The sequence below is a fragment of the Pseudomonas sp. GQ91 genome (assembly GCF_059758795.1).
Window position 1 is genome coordinate 36,971 of record NZ_JCAXED010000002.1, and the last position, 20,832, is coordinate 57,802.

At 58.8% G+C, this 20,832-nt stretch carries 16 protein-coding genes; 8 read left to right on the forward strand and 8 right to left on the reverse strand.

The genetic code is table 11. From position 1 onward, the window contains the following. Positions 1-60: 60 nt before the first annotated feature. Both lptG and lptF read right to left on the reverse strand, forming a co-directional pair. Positions 61-1,140, reverse strand: a complete 1,080-nt coding sequence (gene lptG, locus AC6CIA_RS02325; RefSeq protein WP_498310454.1) for an LPS export ABC transporter permease LptG — start codon at positions 1,138-1,140, stop codon at positions 61-63. Further along, positions 1,133-2,251, reverse strand: coding sequence for an LPS export ABC transporter permease LptF (gene lptF / locus AC6CIA_RS02330; protein WP_339528808.1), 1,119 nt, complete (start codon positions 2,249-2,251; stop codon positions 1,133-1,135). The genes lptG and lptF overlap by 8 nt, the downstream gene beginning before the upstream one ends. A gap of 283 nt (positions 2,252-2,534) precedes the next feature. Between lptF and AC6CIA_RS02335 the strand changes: the two genes are divergently transcribed. The 5 genes from AC6CIA_RS02335 to rlmF all read left to right on the forward strand — a co-directional run bounded on the left by AC6CIA_RS02335 (position 2,535) and on the right by rlmF (position 9,273). Continuing rightward, on the forward strand, positions 2,535-4,025 hold the full coding sequence (locus AC6CIA_RS02335) for a leucyl aminopeptidase (protein ID WP_498310456.1): 1,491 nt from the start codon (positions 2,535-2,537) through the stop codon (positions 4,023-4,025). 173 nt (positions 4,026-4,198) lie between these two features. After that, entirely contained in the window at positions 4,199-4,627 is a 429-nt protein-coding gene (locus AC6CIA_RS02340; RefSeq protein WP_084376184.1) for a DNA polymerase III subunit chi, read from the forward strand. A gap of 7 nt (positions 4,628-4,634) precedes the next feature. Next, positions 4,635-4,994, forward strand: a complete 360-nt coding sequence (locus tag AC6CIA_RS02345; RefSeq protein WP_498310457.1) for a DNA polymerase III subunit chi — start codon at positions 4,635-4,637, stop codon at positions 4,992-4,994. 179 nt (positions 4,995-5,173) lie between these two features. Continuing rightward, positions 5,174-8,020 carry a valine--tRNA ligase gene (locus tag AC6CIA_RS02350; RefSeq protein WP_498310458.1) on the forward strand — a complete coding sequence of 949 codons (2,847 nt, stop codon included), beginning with the start codon at positions 5,174-5,176 and terminating at the stop codon, positions 8,018-8,020. Positions 8,021-8,256: 236 nt separating this feature from the next. Next, positions 8,257-9,273, forward strand: coding sequence for a 23S rRNA (adenine(1618)-N(6))-methyltransferase RlmF (rlmF, locus tag AC6CIA_RS02355; RefSeq protein WP_498310459.1), 1,017 nt, complete (start codon positions 8,257-8,259; stop codon positions 9,271-9,273). A gap of 207 nt (positions 9,274-9,480) precedes the next feature. On the opposite strand, the gene AC6CIA_RS02360 is transcribed toward rlmF, so the two are convergent. After that, positions 9,481-9,762 carry an HU family DNA-binding protein gene (locus AC6CIA_RS02360; RefSeq protein ID WP_084376189.1) on the reverse strand — a complete coding sequence of 94 codons (282 nt, stop codon included), beginning with the start codon at positions 9,760-9,762 and terminating at the stop codon, positions 9,481-9,483. 397 nt (positions 9,763-10,159) lie between these two features. On the opposite strand from AC6CIA_RS02360, the gene yejK reads away from it, so the two are divergent. Further along, positions 10,160-11,164 carry a nucleoid-associated protein YejK gene (gene yejK, locus AC6CIA_RS02365; protein WP_084376190.1) on the forward strand — a complete coding sequence of 335 codons (1,005 nt, stop codon included), beginning with the start codon at positions 10,160-10,162 and terminating at the stop codon, positions 11,162-11,164. Next, a complete protein-coding gene (locus AC6CIA_RS02370; protein ID WP_498310461.1) occupies positions 11,164-11,517 on the forward strand; it encodes a glutaredoxin family protein in 354 nt (117 codons plus the stop codon). The genes yejK and AC6CIA_RS02370 overlap by 1 nt, the downstream gene beginning before the upstream one ends. A gap of 87 nt (positions 11,518-11,604) precedes the next feature. Here AC6CIA_RS02370 and AC6CIA_RS02375 read toward each other — a convergent pair whose 3' ends face one another. Continuing rightward, on the reverse strand, positions 11,605-12,534 hold the full coding sequence (locus AC6CIA_RS02375; RefSeq protein WP_498310462.1) for a glutathione S-transferase family protein: 930 nt from the start codon (positions 12,532-12,534) through the stop codon (positions 11,605-11,607). Positions 12,535-12,804: 270 nt separating this feature from the next. Here AC6CIA_RS02375 and AC6CIA_RS02380 point away from each other — a divergent pair, with 270 nt between their 5' ends. Then, positions 12,805-17,850, forward strand: coding sequence for an RHS repeat-associated core domain-containing protein (locus AC6CIA_RS02380; RefSeq protein ID WP_498310463.1), 5,046 nt, complete (start codon positions 12,805-12,807; stop codon positions 17,848-17,850). Positions 17,851-17,938: 88 nt separating this feature from the next. Here the strand turns inward: AC6CIA_RS02380 and AC6CIA_RS02385 are convergent, their stop codons facing one another. The 4 genes from AC6CIA_RS02385 to AC6CIA_RS02400 all read right to left on the reverse strand — a co-directional run bounded on the left by AC6CIA_RS02385 (position 17,939) and on the right by AC6CIA_RS02400 (position 20,813). Next, positions 17,939-18,256, reverse strand: a complete 318-nt coding sequence (locus AC6CIA_RS02385; protein WP_498310464.1) for a GIY-YIG nuclease family protein — start codon at positions 18,254-18,256, stop codon at positions 17,939-17,941. Between the two features lie 42 nt (positions 18,257-18,298). Further along, positions 18,299-18,769, reverse strand: a complete 471-nt coding sequence (locus tag AC6CIA_RS02390) for a nuclear transport factor 2 family protein (protein ID WP_498310465.1) — start codon at positions 18,767-18,769, stop codon at positions 18,299-18,301. An 87-nt stretch (positions 18,770-18,856) separates the two neighbouring features. Then, entirely contained in the window at positions 18,857-20,164 is a 1,308-nt protein-coding gene (locus tag AC6CIA_RS02395; RefSeq protein ID WP_498310466.1) for a CynX/NimT family MFS transporter, read from the reverse strand. After that, the gene (locus AC6CIA_RS02400) at positions 20,154-20,813 is read right to left on the reverse strand and encodes a FadR/GntR family transcriptional regulator (RefSeq protein WP_498310467.1); all 660 of its coding nucleotides are present in this window, start codon (positions 20,811-20,813) and stop codon (positions 20,154-20,156) included. Before AC6CIA_RS02400 ends, AC6CIA_RS02395 begins: the two co-directional genes overlap by 11 nt. Positions 20,814-20,832: the final 19 nt, after the last annotated feature.

Sequence of the window (20,832 nt, forward strand, 5' to 3'; positions counted from 1 at the left end):
ACCAATAACAAAAATGCCCCGATCTGGCGAACGGGGCACTTTTTGTTCACAGGCTGCGGCTCAACCGGCTCGACGCAACAGCCAGAACCCGGCCAGCGCGCAGATAGCGGTCGGCACCAGCACGGCAAACAGCGGCGAGAAACCGAACACCAGGCTCGACGGTCCCAGCAGGTCCTGAGCGATGCGGAAGGTGAACCCCACCAACACGCCGGTAAATACCCGCTGTCCCAGGGTCACCGAACGCAACGGTCCGAAAATGAACGAAATCGCCATCAGCACCAGCGCGGCCGTCACCACCGGCTGCAACAACTTGACCCAGAAGGCCAGCCAATAGCGACCGTTGTTCAGGCCCTGGTCCTTGAGATAGTGGATGTAGCTCCACAAACCGGAGATCGGCAGGCTTTCCGGGATCATCACCACGGTGTTCAGCAGCTCGGGCTTGAGGGCAATGTCCCAGGTTTGCGTGGGCTCATTGATCACCTCGGTGCTCGCCTCGGTGCCTTTGCCCGGGTTGTGGAAGTGCGTGGTGGTGACCTCGCTCAACTGCCACTGATTGTCCGTAAACTGCGCACGCTTGGCGAAGCTGGAAGACAACATGTGCCGCTCTTTATCGAAACGATAACGGGTGACACCGATCAACAGGCCGCCCGGTTGCACCGCGTTGATGTGGATAAACTCATCGCCCTGGCGGTGCCACAGGCCATGCCGCGAACTCTGCGCGTCGCCGGAACCCTGGGCCAGCGCACGATTGGCCTGGGCCGTGGTTTCGGCCGGTGGCGCCACGTACTCACCGATCAGCACACTGGCGGCCATCAGCAGCAGCATGGGCTTCATCACCGCCCAGACGATGCGGCCAATGGAAACACCCGCCGCGCGCATGATGGTCAGCTCGCTGTTGCTGGCCAGGCTTCCCAGACCGATCAGGCAACCGATCAGCGCCGCCATCGGCATCATGTCGTAGAGGCGACGCGGCGCCGTCAGCGCCACATAACTCAGGACGTCGGTCACCGTGTAGGTGTTGCTGACGTTGCCCACCTCATCAATAAACGCAAACAACGAGGCCAGGCCCAGGATAATGCCCAACACCGCCAGAATGGCGATCAGTACGCTGCTACCGATGTAGCGATCCAACTTACCCACGAGCCAGCTCCTTCGTGCCGCGACGGCTCTGCATTTTCAAGCGAATCGGTTCCCAGTAAAGCAGGCCCAGGCCAATCATCAGGAAGATAGCGTGAACCCACCACAACCCCAGGATTGGCGAGATCTTGCCTTTTTCGAGGGAGCCCCGCGCCGAAATCAGGATGGTCAGGTAGGCCATATACAGCAGGATCGCCGGCAGCAACTTGAGGAACCGCCCTTGGCGCGGATTGACGCGGGACAGCGGAACCGCCATCAGCGTGACGATAAATACCAGCAGCGGCAGCGAGAGTCGCCACTGCAGTTCGGCGATGGAGCGTAATTCCTTGCTGCCGAACAGGTCCATGGTCGGAATGGCGTCACGGTCGGTGACTTCATTGCTGACCTCCGGGCGCTGCAGCATCACCCCATAGGTGTCGTATTTGATGGCTCGATAGTCTGCCTGGCCGGGACTGCCGTCGTAGCGATAGCCGTTTTCCAGGATCAGGTAACGCGTACCGTCCGCGCGCACCTCCTGACGACCACCGTCGGCCACCAGCACCGAAATGCCTCGGTCTTTCTTGTCCTGGCCCAGGCGTTTCTCGGAAATGAACACGCCGCTCAGGTTGGCCCGGTCATCCGACAGCTGTTCGGTGTACGTCACCCGCGTGCCGTCGTTGAGCGCCTGGAAGCGGCCCGGCTCGAGGGTATCGAACTCGGTCATCGCGTCCTGTTTGTTGAGCACCAGTTGAAACTGCATGGCGCCCTGGGGCGCCAGGCCCAAGCTCAACCACGCCACCAGCAAGGCGACGCCCGCGGCCGGAATCATGGTCATGCCCAGCAATCGTTGCTGGCTCATGCCGGTGGCCGACAGCACGGTCATCTCGCTTTCAAGGTACAGCCGCCCATACGCCAGCAAAATCCCGAGAAACAGGCCCAGCGGCAGGATCAGTTGCAGGAATCCCGGCAGGCGGAAACCCATGATCAGGAACAGCGATCCCGGATCCAGGGCACCGGAGGCGGCCTGGGCGAGGTATTTGACGAAACGACCACTCATGATGATGACCAGCAATACCGCGCTCACGGCACTCAGGGTCAGCAGGACTTCGCGGGACAGATAACGGAAGACAATCAAACCAGACACTCCAGGGTTGTCAGGCTAAAGTGGCCAAACAAGCAAGCAGATCAAGCCGAACCTATTGCAGGGGTCGACTAAAAAGATGGCGCATTATCCTGTGATTGGGCGCGCCTGTCACGGAGCTTGCTCATACGCGTGTACAAAGCTGCCGGCAAGGGTTGTCAGGCTCGGGCGGCGGGGTTCAAACTGCGGCCTTTGTCGCGGGCTGCCCACAGGTGGCTTTGCTTACAAGCCGGCGTACAGACGCCCGGCTCTTTGACCTTATATAAGGGACCCGAAAATGGAATTGGTTGTAAAAAGCGTTAGCCCCGAAACGTTGAAAACCGCCACCCTCGTGGTCGCTGTCGGCGAAGGCCGCAAGCTCGGTACCGCCGCCAGACAAGTCGACGAACTGAGCGGTGGCGCCCTCAGCGCGGTGCTCAAGCGTGGCGACCTGGCCGGCAAGGTCGGCCAAAGCCTGCTGCTGCACAGCCTGCCCAACCTCAAGGCCGACCGCGTATTGCTGGTGGGCGTGGGCAAGGACGCCGAATTGGGCGACCGGCCGTTCCGCAAGATCATCAGCGGCATCCTCAGCACCCTCAAGGGCCTGGGTGGCAGCGATGCGACGCTGGCACTCGATGAAATCGTGGTCAAGGGCCGTGACAGCTACAGCAAGACGCGCCTGCTGGCGGAAACCCTGGCCGATGGCGAATACACCTTCGACCAGTTCAAGAGCCAGAAAGCCGAACCCCGCGCCCTGAAGAAAGTCACCCTGCTGACCATCAAGGCCGCCCAGGCGGAAGTCGAGCGCGCCGTGACCCACGCCCAGGCAATCGCCGGCGGCATGGCGTTCACCCGCGACTTGGGCAACCTGCCACCGAATATCTGCCACCCGACCTTCCTCGGCGAACAAGCCAAGGCGCTGGGCAAGGAATTCAAGGGTCTGAAAGTCGAAGTCCTGGATGAGAAAAAGATCAAGGAACTGGGCATGGGCTCGTTCTATGCCGTGGGCCAGGGCAGCGACCAGCCGCCCCGTTTGATCGTGATGCAGTACAACGGCGGCAAGAAGTCCGAGAAACCCTTTGCCCTGGTGGGTAAAGGCATCACGTTCGACACCGGCGGCATCAGCCTCAAGCCGGGCGCCGGCATGGATGAGATGAAATACGACATGGGTGGCGCCGCCAGCGTCTTCGGTACCCTGCGCGCCGTGCTCGAACTCAAGTTGCCGATCAACCTGGTGTGCATCCTGGCCTGCGCCGAGAACATGCCAAGCGGCGGCGCTGCGCGTCCGGGCGACATCGTGACGACAATGAGCGGGCAGACCGTGGAAATCCTCAACACCGACGCCGAAGGCCGCCTGGTGCTGTGCGACGCCCTGACTTACGCCGAACGCTTCAAGCCGCAGGCCGTGATCGACATCGCGACCCTGACCGGTGCCTGCATCGTGGCACTGGGCTCCCACACCTCGGGCCTGCTGGGTAACAACGACGAGTTGATCGGGCAACTGCTCAGCGCCGGCCAGCAAGCCGACGACCGCGCCTGGCAACTGCCGCTGTTCGACGAGTACCAGGAACAGCTGGACAGCCCGTTCGCCGACATCGCCAACATCGGCGGCCCGAAAGCCGGCACCATCACGGCGGCCTGCTTCCTGTCGCGCTTTGCCAAGAACTTCAACTGGGCCCACCTGGATATCGCCGGCACGGCCTGGACCAGCGGTGGTAAAGACAAAGGCGCAACCGGCCGTCCGGTGCCCCTGCTGACCCAGTACCTGCTGGATCGCGCCAACGCTTAAATAGCGCCCATTGCTCACCGCCCATCACCCACTACTGTAGGAGCGGGCTTGCTCGCGAAAAACCCGAGAACGCCGCGTTCATCCAGAATGAACGCGCCCTCGTTGACGATTTTCGCGAGCAAGCTCGCGCCTACACCTAATGGGCGGCGGGCAGGCCGGGCTCAGGAACCGTCATGACCCAAGTCGACTTTTATATCCTGCCCAGCGCCGATCCGTCGGCACGCCTGGACTTTGCCTGCAAACTCAGTGAAAAAGCCTGGCGCATGGGCCATCGCATCTATCTGCATTGCAGCGATGCCGCCCAGCGTGACGACCTTGACGCCCGCCTGTGGCGCTTCAAGGGTGAAAGCTTCGTGCCCCACGGCCCTGCCGAATCGGAACCTGACGGCCTGGTGGTACTGGGCCTGGGTGACAGTTGTGGCGACCATCACGACCTGCTGGTCAACCTCGACCTGAAAGTGCCGCCCTTCGCCAAGGGTTTCGCCCGCGTGGCCGAAGTGGTGGTGGAGGATCCGGCTATTCGTCAGGCCGCGCGGGAGAGTTTCCGTTTCTACCGCGAACAGGGCTATTCTTTGCAAGATCACCGATTACAGCGACTTTGAGCACACGATGGACACTCCAAACCCGATCAAAACGTCTGATCACCTGCTGGATGACCTTGAGTCGATCCGCCAGTTGCTGGGCGATGAAAACCTGCAACCGCCACTGTTGACCGATACCGTCACCGGCGACGAACAGATTCCTCTGCTATTCGATAAGGTGGCTGACACGCCCGTCGAACCGCCTGCGGCACCGGCCGCCGAAAAAAGCGCCGACGCGCTGTTGTTGCACTTGGACAACGAGCTGCGCGCCGCCGCGCAATTGATCATGCAAGACGTGATCGACGACTTTGCCCCGCATATCGAAACCGAAATCAAACGCCGGTTGGATGCGCGGATGGAACGGTTGCTCAGTCAATACCAATCGTAGACGCCCCCTCTGTAGGAGCGAGCTTGCTCGCGAAAAATCGTCAACGATGGCGCGTTCATTCTGGATAAACGCGGCGCCCTCAGGCTCTTCGCGAGCAAGCTCGCTCCTACCCCTCGGCCCTATCCCTCGCTATACTTGCCGGCTTTCCTGAATTAATGCCAACTAGGGTCCCGCCGCGCATGGATAAGACCTACCAGCCGCACGCCATTGAAACTTCCTGGTACCAGACCTGGGAGTCCGAGAACTATTTTGCTCCGCAAGGTGCGGGCGACTCCTACACCATCATGATCCCGCCGCCGAACGTCACCGGCAGCCTGCACATGGGTCACGGTTTCAACAACGCGATCATGGACGCCCTGATCCGTTTCCGTCGCATGCAGGGTCGCGACACCTTGTGGCAACCGGGCACCGATCACGCCGGTATTGCCACCCAGATGCTGGTCGAGCGCCAACTCGAAGCCTCCGGCCAGAGCCGTCATGACCTGGGTCGCGAGAAATTCCTGGAGAAGATCTGGGAATGGAAGGACCAGTCCGGCGGTAACATCAGCCGTCAGATCCGCCGCCTCGGCTCGTCCGTCGACTGGAGCCGCGAGCGCTTCACCATGGACGACGGCCTGTCGGAAGCGGTGAAAGAAGCCTTCGTGCGCCTGCATGAAGACGGCCTGATCTACCGCGGCAAACGCCTGGTCAACTGGGACACCAAGTTGCACACGGCGATTTCCGACCTCGAAGTGGAGAACCACGACGAGAAAGGTTTCCTGTGGAACCTCAAGTACCCGCTGGCTGACGGCGCCAAGACCGCTGAAGGCAAGGACTACCTGATCGTCGCTACCACGCGCCCGGAAACCATGCTCGGCGACTCGGCCGTTGCGGTGAACCCGCAAGACGAACGCTACAAGGCGCTGATCGGCAAGTTCGTCGAATTGCCGCTGGTCGGCCGTCGCATCCCGATCATCGCCGATGACTACTGCGATCCTGAATTCGGCACCGGTTGCGTGAAAATCACGCCGGCCCACGATTTCAACGACTATGAAGTCGGCAAGCGCCATAACCTGCCGCTGTTGAATATCTTCGACAAGAACGCCGCGGTGTTGCCGGCCTGCCAGGTGTTCAACCTCGACGGTACGCTGAACGACAGCGTCGACGGCAAGATCCCGGCTGAGTTCGCCGGCCTCGACCGTTTTGCAGCGCGCAAGCAGATCGTCGCCGCGTTCGACGCCGCCGGCCTGCTGGTCAGCGTCGACGACCATAACCTGAAAGTGCCGAAAGGCGACCGTTCCGGCACCGTGATCGAGCCTTGGCTGACCGACCAGTGGTACGTTTCCACCAAGCCCCTGGCCGAGCCGGCGATTGCCGCCGTGGAAGACGGACGCATCCAGTTCGTGCCAAAGCAGTACGAAAACATGTATTTCTCGTGGATGCGCGACATCCAGGATTGGTGCATCAGCCGTCAGCTGTGGTGGGGCCATCGGATTCCGGCCTGGTACGACGAGTCGGGCAAGGTCTACGTCGGTCGCGACGAAGCCGAAGTGCGCGCCAAGCACAACCTCGGCCCGGACGTCGCGCTGCAACAGGACAACGACGTACTGGACACCTGGTTCAGTTCGGGCCTGTGGACCTTCTCGACCCTGGGCTGGCCGCAACAGACCGAATTCCTGAAGAAATTCCACTCCACCGACGTGCTGGTGACCGGCTTCGACATCATTTTCTTCTGGGTCGCCCGGATGATTATGCTGACGATGCACCTGGTGAAGAACGAGGACGGCACGCCACAGGTGCCGTTCAAGACCGTGTACGTGCACGGCCTGGTGCGTGATGGCCAGGGCCAGAAGATGTCCAAATCCAAGGGCAACGTCCTGGATCCGCTGGATATCATCGACGGCATCGACCTCGAAACCCTGGTGCAGAAACGCACCTCGGGCCTGATGCAGCCAAAACTGGCGAAAAAGATCGAGAAACAGACCCGCGACGAGTTCGCCGACGGCATCGCCAGCTACGGCACAGACGCCCTGCGTTTCACGTTCTGCTCGCTGGCGTCCACCGGTCGCGACATCAAGTTCGACATGGGCCGCGTCGAAGGCTATCGCAACTTCTGCAACAAGATCTGGAACGCTGCGCGCTACGTCCTGGATAAAGGCGAAGACTGCGGTCAGAACGGCGAAGCCGTCGAGCTGTCGCTGGCCGATCGCTGGATCATCTCCCAGTTGCAACGCACCGAAGCCGAAGTCACCCGCCAACTCGAGCAGTTCCGTTTCGACCTGGCGGCGCAGGCCTTGTACGAGTTCATCTGGAACCAGTATTGCGACTGGTACCTGGAACTGTCCAAGCCGGTGCTGTGGGACGAAAACGCACCGATCGAGCGTCAGCGTGGCACCCGTCGCACCCTGGTGCGGGTGCTGGAAGTCGCGTTGCGCCTGGCGCATCCGTTCATGCCGTTCATCACCGAAGAAATCTGGCAGCGCCTGGCGCCGCTGGCCGGTATCCAAGGCAAGACCATCATGCTGCAACCTTGGCCGGTGGCCAACGAAGCGCGCATCGATGAGGCGGCCGAGAGCGATATCGAATGGCTCAAGACGCTGATGCTCGGCACGCGTAACATCCGCGCCGAAATGAACATCGGGCCGGGCAAGCCGCTGGCGGTGTTCGTGAAAAATGCCAGTGCCGAAGACCAGCGTCGCCTCAGCGAGAACGACGCGCTGCTGAAGAAGCTGGCCAAGCTGGAATCGATCACCGTGTTGGCGACCGATGCCGAAGCACCGCTGTCCGCGACCGCGCTGGTCGGCGAGATGGAAGTGCTGGTGCCGATGGCCGGGCTGATCGACAAGGCTGCCGAGCTGGCGCGCCTGGACAAGGAAATCCTGCGCCTGCAAGGCGAAGTCCAGCGGGTCGGTGGCAAGCTGTCCAACGCCGCGTTCGTGGACAAGGCCCCGGCCGAAGTCATCGACAAGGAGCGCGCCAAACTGGCCGAGGCCGAACAGGCCTTGGGCAAGCTGGCGGAGCAACATGCGCGGATTTCCAGCCTGTAAGGCTGATCCGTGTAAAAAAAGAGACCTGCGGGTCTCTTTTTTTGGCCTGCAAACCACACTGAGCCTGTTGACAATAATCCGTGTGGGAGCGGGCTTGCTCGCGATGGCGGTGGGTCAGCCAATACATTGCTCTTTGACCCACCGCCATCGCGAGCAAGCCCGCTCCCACATTTGACCGAGTTGTCCTCGGGAATGTGTGACAATGGTCGCCACTTTGAGCCAACACCAGAATCATCATGACCGCCCCCAGCACACCTAAACCGCCCCGCAAGAAGCCCGCGACCCCGGCCAAAGCCGTCGTCCCCCGCAAAGAGGCCAGCCTGCACCCGCGCAATCGCCATCAGGGCCGCTACGACTTCCCGGCGCTGATCAAAATCACCCCGGAACTGGCGCAGTTCGTGATCGTCAACCCGTATGGCAAGGAAAGCATCGACTTCGCCAACCCCGATGCGGTGCGGGTGTTCAATCGCGCGTTGCTCAAGACGTTCTATGGCGTCCAGCATTGGGATATCCCGGCGGATTACCTGTGCCCGCCGGTTCCGGGTCGCGCCGATTATGTGCACTTCCTCGCGGACCTGCTGGCCAGCGTCAACGACGGCAAGATCCCGCGGGGTTCGGTGGTCAAGGTGCTGGACATCGGCATGGGCGCCAACTGCGTTTACCCGCTGATTGGCTACATGGACTACCGCTGGAATTTCCTCGGTTCCGAGATTGACCCTACCGCCGTGGCCGCCGCCAGGGCCATCGTGCAGTCCAACGGGCTGAACAAGGTCATCCAACTGCGCCAGCAGAACAACCCCAAGCACATCCTGCTGGGCCTGCTGGAGCCGGGCGAACGGTTTGACCTGACGATGTGTAACCCGCCATTCCATGCCTCCATGGATGAAGCGACCAAAGGCAGCGAGCGTAAGTGGCGCGCCCTGGGCAAAGCCGATCCCAAGCGCAAGTTGCCGGTGCTGAACTTCGGGGGCCAGTCGGCTGAGTTGTGGTGCGAAGGTGGCGAAGCGCGGTTTGTCACGCAACTGATCGCCGAAAGCGCGCACTTTCAACACAAGGTGCTGTGGTTCAGCACCCTGGTGTCCAAGGCCTCGAACCTGCCCGCGATCCAGACCGCGTTGAAAAAGGCCGGCGTGCTGGAGAGCCAGGTGGTCGAGATGTCCCAGGGCCAAAAGCAGAGCCGCTTCGTTGCTTGGACGTTCCAGACCAAGAACGAGCAACAGATGTGGCGCCAGCGCTGGGTCCACAAGGCCTGAACAACCCGCCCACCCCCACAAACCCGAACAACCCGCCCACCTACTGTAGGAGCGGGCTTGCCCGCGAAAAACCCGAGAACACCGCGCTTATCCAGGAGGCCCGCGTCTTCGTTGACGATTTTCGCGGGCAAGCCCGCTCCTACAAAATCGCAGGCAATAAAAAACCGTGCCCGGATCGCTCCGAAGCACGGTTTTTTTTGCTGCGTCTTACTTGTTGATCGAGTCGGTCAGGCCTTTGGCCACAACCAGCTTGATCACTTTCTTGGCAGCGATTTCGATGGCAGCGCCAGTCGAAGGGTTACGGCCAGTACGGGCAGGACGCTCGGTCACTTTCAGCTTGCCAACGCCTGGCAGAGTGATTTCGCCGCCATTTTCCAGCTGATCAGCAACGATCTGGCCCAGTTGGTCCAGCAGAGCACGCACGGTGGTCTTAGGTGCGTCTACAGCTTCAGCCAAGTCAGCGATCAGTTGGTCTTTAGTAATAGCCATTGTGGTGTTCCTTCCCTATCAAATTCATTTGGATTGCAGAGTGCAGTGTCAGCCGTCGAGCCCGACCGTCATGGTCTGGCACCCCCGACTATAACCACGGGAGATCGGGGTTATAGATACCTGAAACGGGGTTTGGTTCGACCTGACAAATGCTGAATGCACGCTTAACGCTGAGACTTAGCGTAAGACCGGGCAAAACTAGCACAGAGACGGGGAAATATCCGCCTCTAGCTACCCATTTGGTCAGCTTTATCGCTCTAAACCGTGAAAAAACTTCTCATGCAGCGTCGGAAGGCCTCAAAAATGCCCTTCAGACCCTCCGCGCCCAGCGGGTGCGGTACACTGGCGACTTTTTCCGGGGAGCTGTCCCGCTCCCATTCAACCAGCCGAGAAGCCCATGCCGATCCGTCATTGCATCGTCCACCTGATCGACAAAAAACCCGACGGCACACCCGCAGTTCTGCATGCCCGCGACTCCGAACTTGCCGAGTCGGCCGCCATCGAGAACATGCTTGCCGACCTCAACGAGAGCTACAACGCCAAACAAGGCAAGGCCTGGGGTTTTTTCCATGCCGAGTCCGGCGCGCACCCGTTCAGCGGCTGGTTGAAGGAATATTTCGACGGTGGCAAGGATTTCACGGCGTTCAGCCGGATTGCCGTGGAGCATCTGCAAAAGCTGATGGAAGAATCCAACCTCTCCGTCGGCGGCCACGTGCTGTTTGCGCATTATCAGCAAGGCATGACCGATTATCTGGCGATCGCCTTGCTGCACCACAGTGAAGGCGTGGCGGTCACCGATCAACTGGACGTGACGCCCTCGCGCCACCTGGACCTGGGCCAACTGCACCTGGCGGCGCGGATCAACGTTTCCGAGTGGCAGAACAACCAACAATCGAAACAGTACATCTCGTTTATCAAGGGCAAGAACGGCAAGAAAGTCTCGGAGTACTTCCGCGACTTTATCGGCTGCCAGGAAGGCGTCGATGGCCCGGGCGAGACGCGCACCCTGCTCAAGGCCTTCAGTGACTTCGTGGAAAGCGAAGACCTGCCGGACGAATCGGCCCGCGAGAAAACCAAAACCCTGGTCGACTACGCCAGCAGCCAGGCCAAGCTGGGCGAACCCATGGGTCTCGAAGAGCTGTCGGGACTGATTGACGAAGAACGGCCGAAAGCCTTCTACGATCATATCCGCAACAAGGATTACGGCCTGTCGCCGGAAATCCCGGCGGACAAGCGCACCCTCAACCAGTTCCGGCGCTTCACCGGGCGCGCCGAAGGTCTGTCGATCAGCTTTGAAGCGCACTTGCTGGGCGACAAGATCGAATACGACGAAGCCGCCGGGACGTTGATCATCAAGGGCCTGCCGACGCAACTGACCGATCAGCTCAAGCGGCGCAACTGATGCTCGGCGGGGCGTTGAAGAAAGTCCTGCTGGTGCTGCTGGTGGTGCTGCTGTTCCAGAACTGGGGCAAACTCGAACGCTTGTTCAATCCCGCCGGCATGGCGACCGAGCAGGTCCGGGCGAATGCCCGCGTGACGTTGTACACCACCGACTGGTGCGCGTACTGCAAACAGATCCAGCGGTTTCTCGACCAGCAAGGCGTGCCCTACACCACCGTCGATATCGAAAAGGATGCCGTGGGCCGCAAGGCTTACACGGCATTGGGCGGTGGAGGGATTCCGTTCGTGGACGTGAACGGCACGCTGCTGCGCGATTACAACCCGGACGCCATCAACAAAGCCCTAACCCCGTAGGAGCGAGCTCGCTCGCGAAAAACCTCAACGATGACACGCCCCTCCTGACCCACCGCAATGTCATTGCGTCTCTCGCGAGCGCTCGCATCACTCGATACGAAACCCCAGCCGCGGAAAATGCACATGCAGCGTGCCGCCACGCTCATCGCTACGACGCAGGATCAGCTCTTCGCGACCGGCAAACAGCAATTCGCCCGTGACCGCATCGGTGCCGTAGTCAATCGCGGCAATCGTCACCTGCTGCCCCACCTTGAAGCCATTCGGGTCTTCGAAAACCTCCTCGGGCAACGCCGCTGGCGTAGCGTTGCGCGCCACCTCCAGCGCTTCCTCGGCGCTCATTTCACTGGCATCGCCGTGGCCGAAGTCGAGCACCCGAGCCAACCAGGCCGTCACCCCAGGATAAGCATCCACCAACGGCGCCGTCACGGGCGTGGCCTTGAGGAACCACAGGGAATGTGCCAGGGCAACGTCGGCAATCGACGCTTCGCCAAACAGAAAACCGCCCACCTGCGCCTGCACCTGTTGCTCCAGGCGCGCCATGATCGTCGGCCATTGGTGCTGTGCCACTTCCAGCGGCACACGTGTCGCACTGCCACCGCTGAACAGCCCTGCACGGTCGGCGATAAACGCCTTCAGCACGTCCGGAGGCAACTTGGCAAAACGCACCGCCACCGATTCGGGTTGAAACACCAGGCTGACCGCATGACTGAACACCACCGAATCGGCCCAAGCGGCGAATGCCTGCGTGGTCATCGCCTGCTGCGCGGGAAACAAGGTCGGCGTGGGTTTGTGCTGTTCCAGGCGCCGCGCGATCAACGCGGTGTCGCAATAGATGTCGGCGCCAATCTGCAATACCGGCGTCTTGCGGTAACCGCCGGTCAGGGCAGTCAGGTCCGGCTTTGGCATCATCGGCGGGATATGCACCGAACGCCAGGACAAGCCTTTGAAGCCCAGCAGCAGACGGGCCTTTTCCGCGAACGGTGAGGCAGGGTAATGGTGAAGAATCAGCTCTGACATGCTGGAGTCCGTCGCATAAGAAGGAGCGACCAGCTTAACGCGCCACGCATAAACGGCCTACCCGATTGGATGGATGAATGCCTGATCATCTACCAGCAATGCATGAACGCACTCAGGGCTAGATAGCTGATTTAGTCATTATTTTAATTCCTTCTTAGACTAAAAAACTGTCAGTTCTCACAGGTTCCACCACGCTTCATCCGTCCTAACCTTCCCCATGCCCGACCCAATCGTGAATCAGCAACGCTATTAACGTAGAGGTATGGAATCATGGAAAGCGAAAGCAAAGCCTATCAGTTGTTCGACACACAAAGCCCTGCCATACATGGCGTGGATCCTCGCACAGGGAAATTTCACACTTATGTACCTATTGCCTCACTGGTGGGCAATGAGGGACGCGGGCCTTCCCTGGATCTCAATCTGTTTTATTCACCAGAATTGTACGATGCCAACTTTAAAAACTGGGCTCTGCGCTTTACCAATCTAAACTTTAACTTCGATGACCTTGAAAGCACATCTGTATACCTTGCAAACGGCGAAGCATGGAAAATATGGGGAGGTAAATCAACGCCTCCGAGCTTCAAATTGAAAGGGGGACCAGGCACGCCTATAGTCGTCCGAAAAGACGGTACGACTGAAATATTAGGGACCTACGAAAACTATGCTCCCCCCAAGCTCGGCCTCGGCGACGGCAACGGCCTCATGATAGTTTGCAAAATTCCCGAGAAAATCATTTCCGCCTCAGGTCTATCTCTAACGATAGAATGGGAGACTCAGTCAGAAAATACACAACCTCGCCTGAAGTGCATCAAAGATGAAAAAACAACATTATTAAACGTTACATACTCTGATAAGCTTATTACTTTCGAAGTTTATCCAGACTCAAAAGACAAATACACCTATCAATTTGAAATCGATCGCTACGAAACAAGCGTAATAGCAGCGAGCAACCTCGACACGCTTACTAAGACAAGCTTTCAATATAACGACACCTTCGACAAACTGACGTCAGTAGAGCACTCAACAGGCCTGAAAGATGAAATCACTTATATCGATGACAAAGTATCCAGCCATATATCCAGTGTTAACGGCACCCCGGTAAGCGAAAGCACCTACACTTACAGCGCCACGCCCGAGGAAAAAATCACCACAGTCACTAATATGATCGAGGGCAATCCGCTTACCACCGTCTTTCATTACACCGCTGACGGTGTGCAAACCAAGGAAGTCCATACCCAGGGCGATTGCATACACACTGTCCAGACAAGCAGCGAATTGGTCTCGAAGCAGTTGGTCAGTACGGCTCAACATATCTACCAGCAGGGCGACGCCAGTAGAACCGAGGAGTCCAAGTCCACGCTGGACATGTTTGCCAATCTGACCAGCACGACAGAAAACGGTATCACCACCGAGTGGACCTACTATCGAGGCGCGCCTAAGGAAGAAGACACCATCACCACCGTCAGGCGCACCGAGACTGACCTCGATGTGACAACGCCCGTGGGGTGGATTGGGGATTATCTCACCTTAGCGGGTCTACTTAATCAGCTACTTGGCAAGAACGGGCTGACCTGGGGAACGGTTGAGGAGCACACCGTTACTCATGATCGCTGGGTCACTGACACAGGAAAATCCACCTACAACCTACCAATCCCCATTCTCTGCCCCGGAGATCCAAACTATTTCAGGACCTACGTTGAATCCGAAAAAGTCTATACACAGCGCGATGGCAAGCGCGTCGACCTACAGTGGACTTTTTATGGCTACACCGACATACCGACAAAGGATTCGGCACTTGCCGGCCCGGCGGTTAAACCGCGTATAAAACTGACGATTCTCGACCCTGTCAGCGATGATTTCATCCAATTGAAATCCTGGCAGGACAGAGCAATGACATTGGAGACTACCGAATATTACGATGATATCAACGACCCCGTCACCTTCGGTCGAATGAAGACCCTCACTCAGATGATTCTCGACAGCAACGGCGAGGGCGTGCCGCTTTCCAAACAGACTACCGAGCTGCAGTATCAACTTGAAAACGAACTGTTGACCATCACCAGCACCCTGACAAATGCCGAACAGTCGCCAGTTATCACTAGCCAGACCCTTTCAGCGCTCACGGGAGAGGTGTTTTCAACCGTCGATAGCCTCGGCAACAAAACCTCTTATCAGTATGACAAAAGTCACCGTATGACCCGTTATATCGAATTTGATCAAAGCGAGGAACTGCGCAGTGAAACGCGTTTTTCTTACGAGACCATAGACGGTCTTCAGTGCGTCACTACAGAGTTTCCTACCGGAGATCTCTATCGGGAAGAACGTGATGCCTTGGGACGAATCGTCAAGACCAAAAGTTACCACGCACTCACCTCAAGCTGGCTGACCTTGTCTGAAACCACCTATGACGAACTGGGTCGCGAAAAGCTCACCACTGAATATGACTACAACCCCGACGGGACTGTCCTGCTCAACAGGCAAATGCAAACCTCCTACGATGATTGGGGCCAAGCTTCAAAAATCCAGCTCATCGGGGGGCAATCCAGACATTCCGAATACGACCCGATCTCCCGTCAGTCGTCGCAATGGCGCCAATCGGGGAGTGACTCCAGCGGCACACGCGTCATCATCAGCGACGATCCCAACGGCGGGCAAAAACATGAAGAACAGGCTTTCGTCAATGACCGGGTGACGCATTCAACCACGGCCACTTACGACGCCTGGGGGCGTGTCAGTGAAGAAGTGCCGTCCACTGGCCCTTCTCGTCAATATGCTTACGATCAGTATGGCCGCACGACCAGCATGACCTGCGCAGGCGTGGTGACTCGCTATGCTTATCCCATCCACTCCCCGGCAACGACGATTCTCAGCGCGGAGTTACAGGCACCCGAAGCTTATACATTCGGTTCGCGTAAAGTGGATAGTCTAGGACGTATCAACGAAACGCTGGTCGGTGGCAGGCAACAGACTTATACCTATGCCGGTAATAGCCCGTTAGGGATAGGCAGTCTTACAGCCTCCAACCTCTACCAGCCAACAGAGACTACCGACTTCGAGTCGAGTTACGACAAACAGACCAGCCGAGACAATGAAAAAGCCATCGGTTACCCAGACAAAACCCCAGCCCTGACGTATTCGACTTATTCGTTGCGCGGTTTATTGCTTGATAGCCAGGATGCTTTTGGCAATACCACCCACTATCAGTACGACGCGCTGGGACGCCTCATTGGATCATCGAGCGATAAGGTGCAAGCCAGCTTCAGCTACGGCGACAATGGTGGCTTGAATCAGGAGACCATTACCGACACCAACAGCGGAAGCTGTATGACTATCGCCTACACCTACGACGAGCAACTGCGCGAAAGCGAACGTCGCTTTAGCGTTGAAGGTTTTGCAGACCTGACCATCAAACGAACCTATAAAGACGACTGGTTAGCCAGCACAGAGATGCTCAAGGATGATGAACAACTGCGCCTGGAGCAATTCACCTATACACCACAAGGGCAACTAGAGAGTTATCAATGCACGGGCAGCCAACTGCCGATCGACCCCCAGGGACACTCCCTGGTTGCACAAAAGTTCACGTACGATGCACTGGGCAATATCAGTCAATGCATCAGTACGTGGGCCGATGGTGAAAATACCACTGACTATGAATATGACCCGACTGATCGCACCCAGCTCAAGTCCGTCAGTCACTCCGCGGAAGAATATCCGGATACAACCTTCACCTACGATGAAAAAGGGCGTCTATATGAAGACAGTCTGGGACGCTCTTTCGCCTACGACCAAGGATCAAGATTAAGCAATCTGCAAACAAAAACACCTTACACGTTTTATGAATATCTCTATGATCCTTTGGGCAGACAGACAGCCTGCTTTGGAACCGACTATTTTGAACAGTTTTATTACAAGGGTGAATACCAATATGCGCGTAAAGGTGAAGTCAAGATTGACGATAAACACTACTATCGGACCTCGCTACTCCTGAACGACAGCAAAGCCTGCGCCCTGCAACTACAAACACTGAAGCAGAGCGGTGGCGAGGACGAGGCCAGCGTTTCCAGCAGCTTCCAAATCAAGGATGCCCACGGCAGCCTGGTGGCCAGCTATGAGCTGTCTGACAACTCCCAAACGTTTTTTGCCTACACGCCTTTTGGTTACCGTCCCGATGACTGGACAAAATCCACGTGGCTGGGTTTCAACGGTCAACCGATCGATCGGGTCACGGGCACCTATCCACTGGGCAATGGTTATCGGGTCTACGACCCGCTGAATCAGCGCTTTCAAGCGCCCGACAGTTTAAGTCCTTTCGACAGTGGCGGCCTGAACGGGTATAGCTACTGCGGCAATAATCCCATCAACTTCAGCGACCCCAGCGGTCATTCGCAAGTCGTCCATCAGTACGGTGTGGCCTATCAACCGGTTCTTGATAGTCCTGTGGCGCGGGCGATAGTGATGGGCGGCATTGGCATCGCCCTGGCTCCTTTCACTGGCGGTGCTTCAACCGGCTGGACCGTGGCGGCCGTAGGGCTGGCCACGGCGTCGGCAGGATTCGGAATTGCATCGGCAGCCTTGGCGGAAAGCGATCCACAGCTGTCAAGAGCATTGGGCTGGGCCTCCATGGGCACAGGAATCGCCAGTTTCGGGGCCGGGGCCTTCGGCGCCAAAGTGGCTGCCCGTAGCGCGACGTTGGCCGCCAGTGCTGAACGGACAGGGATTTCCGGCGCGGGAACGGCAGTTGCTGGCGGTGGGCGCGTGGTAAGAAGAATGGGCAAGAGCAAGGGCAACATGCAGTCCGTCAGGCAGTTAGACGACGAGCTCTTTACGTTCGTAGACACTCATAAAGGTCTACAACGCCTCAACATTGATGTACATGGTAAGGATCTGACGCTGATGGAACAAATGATGAATAGCAGTTCCACGATGGTACTGCACAACGCGGAGCATTCTGCCAGTGACTTGCTTGCCATATTGAACCACAGAGGAATAGATCCAAATGCCTACGGTTACGTCCGGCTATTGATGTGTTATTCGGCCAACGGAGGCTCTGCCTCCTTTGCCGCCCAGTTCAGAGGACTCATAAAACCTCCCGTTAAAGGCTATGTCGGCTCGGTTTTTGTCAACTACGGCGCTTCAAACCTGCCGCGACTGTTTAGAACCGCCTCGGCGATCGGTCCGGAAGGGGAACAGGCCCTGGTCGATATGTTTGCCAACGACCTGACGCATAAGGTGTATAAAATCAATCCCTATTTGGAGGAGACGCAGCCTAAACTGTTCCATGATTTTAGACATGAGTCGCTTCGCTTCCATTGAGGAGAAAAACGCAGTATCCGTGCTCATCGCATTTCGATGAAATGAGATGAATAAGCACCAAATCCACCCTCTCGCCCAAGCAGGCCAGCTAACCCCTGGCCTGCGCCTTACTCGCCACCAAACACTCCTTCGCACTCTTCCTCAACCTCTTGATCAACCGCTCCTGCCGCAACGCCTCGCCCTTGTCGCGGCAGGCTTCGGTGTAGACCAGCGCGACCGCCGGGCTGGAGAGAAAGAAACGTGCGCCCTTCCCGCTCTGATGCTTGGCGAAACGCCGCACCGGGTCATCGCTGATGCCGCAGTACAGCGAGCCGTTGGCGGCGCGCACCAGGTAGACGAACCAGGGCTTGGCTGGTTCGGGCGTGGCGGGGGCGGCGAGGCCGGGGGATGATTCGACGGTGGTCACGGAAATATTCAACAGCCGCAATGGGAACAAGCCGTGATTTTATCAGCGACCGGCCTGGAACGCTCGCAGCCCCTTGAGCGCCTGGGCGCGGACGGCGTTGCGTACCAGCGGTGTCCAGCCCAGCAGCAAACCTTTGGTACCCAAGGCCTGGCGCGACCAGCGCCACAGGTCGAAGCGATCGTGGTGTTCGCAGATCTTGCCGTCACGAAAAACGAAGCGCGCCTGGATGTCGTTGACCACGGTATTGCCGGTCTGGCTGAACAGATAAGTCGCCACCCAATGGGCACCGCCGGTGCGTTCGTCGCTGCGCACGTTATCGAACGTCAGGGAAAAATCCTTGGCCCGCGTGGTGAGCATGCGCCACATGTCGCCGGCGTCGCGCCCGCGCAACTCACCGAAGGCCGGGTCGCTGAACAGCACATCGTCGGTATAGCAGGCGCTCATGGCCTCGGCATCCAGGCGCTGAAAGGCCTCGTAGAACCGGGTGATCAGGGCGCTGTGGGCATCACTCATGGGCAGACTCCGAAAATCGCTTGAATAGACCTGCACAATAATCCGCCCTTGCTGCGAAGACTATCGTCATTCGCCTTGCAAATGACATCAGCGAAGCTCAGTGACCCTTTCGCTGCTGACCTCGACATACAACGCCCTGCCCGCACCGAGGCCGGCAATGATTGCGCCCAGGCCCAGCACCGCGAAGATCCAGCCGATTGCGTTCCAGCCACCGGTCCAGTCATGCACCAGGCCGACCGCGAGGGGGCCCAGCGATGCCAGGGTGTAACCGACCCCCTGGGCCATGCTCGACAGATTGGCCGCGACATGCGAATCCCGCGAGCGCAGCACAATCAAGGTCAGCGCGAGGCTGAACGTGCCGCCCTGTCCCAGCCCCAGGAGAATCGCCCAACCCCACAAGCCGTCCAGCGGTGCATACAGGCAGCCGAACAGGCCGCCAAGGGTCAACAGCATCACGATCACAATCGCCAGGCGCTGGTCCTTGCCGCGCGTCGCCAGCCAAGGCGCGGCAAGGGAGCTGGCGAGTTGCACCAGCACCGAACCGGACAACACCAGCCCCGCCTGAGTCGCCGTCAATCCACGGCCGATAAGGATCGACGGCAGCCAGCCGAAGACGATATAGGCCAGGGAGGATTGCAGGCCCATGTACAAGGTCACTTGCCAGGCCAGGCGATCCCGCAACAACCCGCGCACGCGATAGGCCACTTGATGCGCAGCGTGCCTGCGTCCGAGTTGCGGCAGCCAGCACAGGCCTGCCAGCAAGGCCGGCAGCACCCAGAACCCCAGGCCGATAGTCCAGCTGTCGCTGAAATAGTCGCTCAAGGGCACGGTAGAACCCGCTGCGAGCGCCGCGCCCAGGCACAGTGCCATGGTGTAGACGCCGGTCATGGTGCCAGCGTGTTGGGCGAAGTCACGCTTGACGATACCGGGCAGCAGTACGCCGATAATGCCGATACTGGCGCCGGCCAGCAGGCTGCCGGCGAATAGCCCGACTTCACCGAAGGAACTGCGCAGGATGATGCCGCAGGCTAAGGTCAGCAAGATCCCCAGCACCACCCGTTCAGCACCTAAGCGCCGGGCCAGGATCGGCGCCAGCGGCGCGAACAGGCCCAGGCACAACACTGGCAACGTCGTCAGCAGACCCGCCCGGGCAGCCGACAGTCCGAGGCTGGCAGAGACCTCGCTGAGCAACGGCGCCATGCTCGACAGCGCCGGACGCAAGTTCAGCGCGACCAGCACCAGGCCCAGCAGCAACAGCCACGGACGGTTCACCTGCGGCGGACTGTGCTGGACCTGATCGTCATCCGCCTCGGCGTCGATCAGCAGCTCTTCAAGGGCACTTTGTGCCTGGGGTGATGGTTTACGCAGCATGCGATGCTCGGGTTCAAGGTTCATTGATCAACTGCCGACAAAGGCGCTTGGCGCGTTCCGGGTCCTGCCGCTCGACGGCATCCAGCAGCGCGCCATGCAGGTCGAACACGGCTTGGCGACGTGGTTGGACATTCAGGGTTTGACGCAATTGGGCAGCGACGATGCTCGAAAAATAATGGTACAGCTCGCTCAAGGCCGGATTATGCGCAGCATCCACCAGGCGTTGATGGAAGATCAGGTCGGCGCGGATATAGCGTTCCAACTCGCCATGAAAACGCTGGGCGCTCTCGGCGAGGGCCTCGCGCAAGGTCTGCAAATCCTCTTCAGTACGGCGCAACGCGGCCAGGCCAATGGCTTCGACTTCGAGAATCTGTCGGGTCTCCTGGGCCTGCCCCAGGGAACATTGGGACATGGCTTTCATCGCCCCCAGCGGATCAGTCATCGAACGCAGGTAACTGCCGTCGCCCTGGCGAATCTCGATCAACCCGGAAAACGCCAGTACGCGCATGGCTTCGCGCACGGTGTTGCGGCTGATGCCCAGTTCGGCAGACAGTTCGGGCTCGGTGGGCAAACGCTCGCCCACCGCCCATTTGCCTTGGGTGATGCGTTGGCGCAGTTGCTCGAGGGCCAAGTCGACCAGGGAGCGTTTGATAAGGGGGGCGATGGTGGGCATGACGTTATGATTTTCGTCC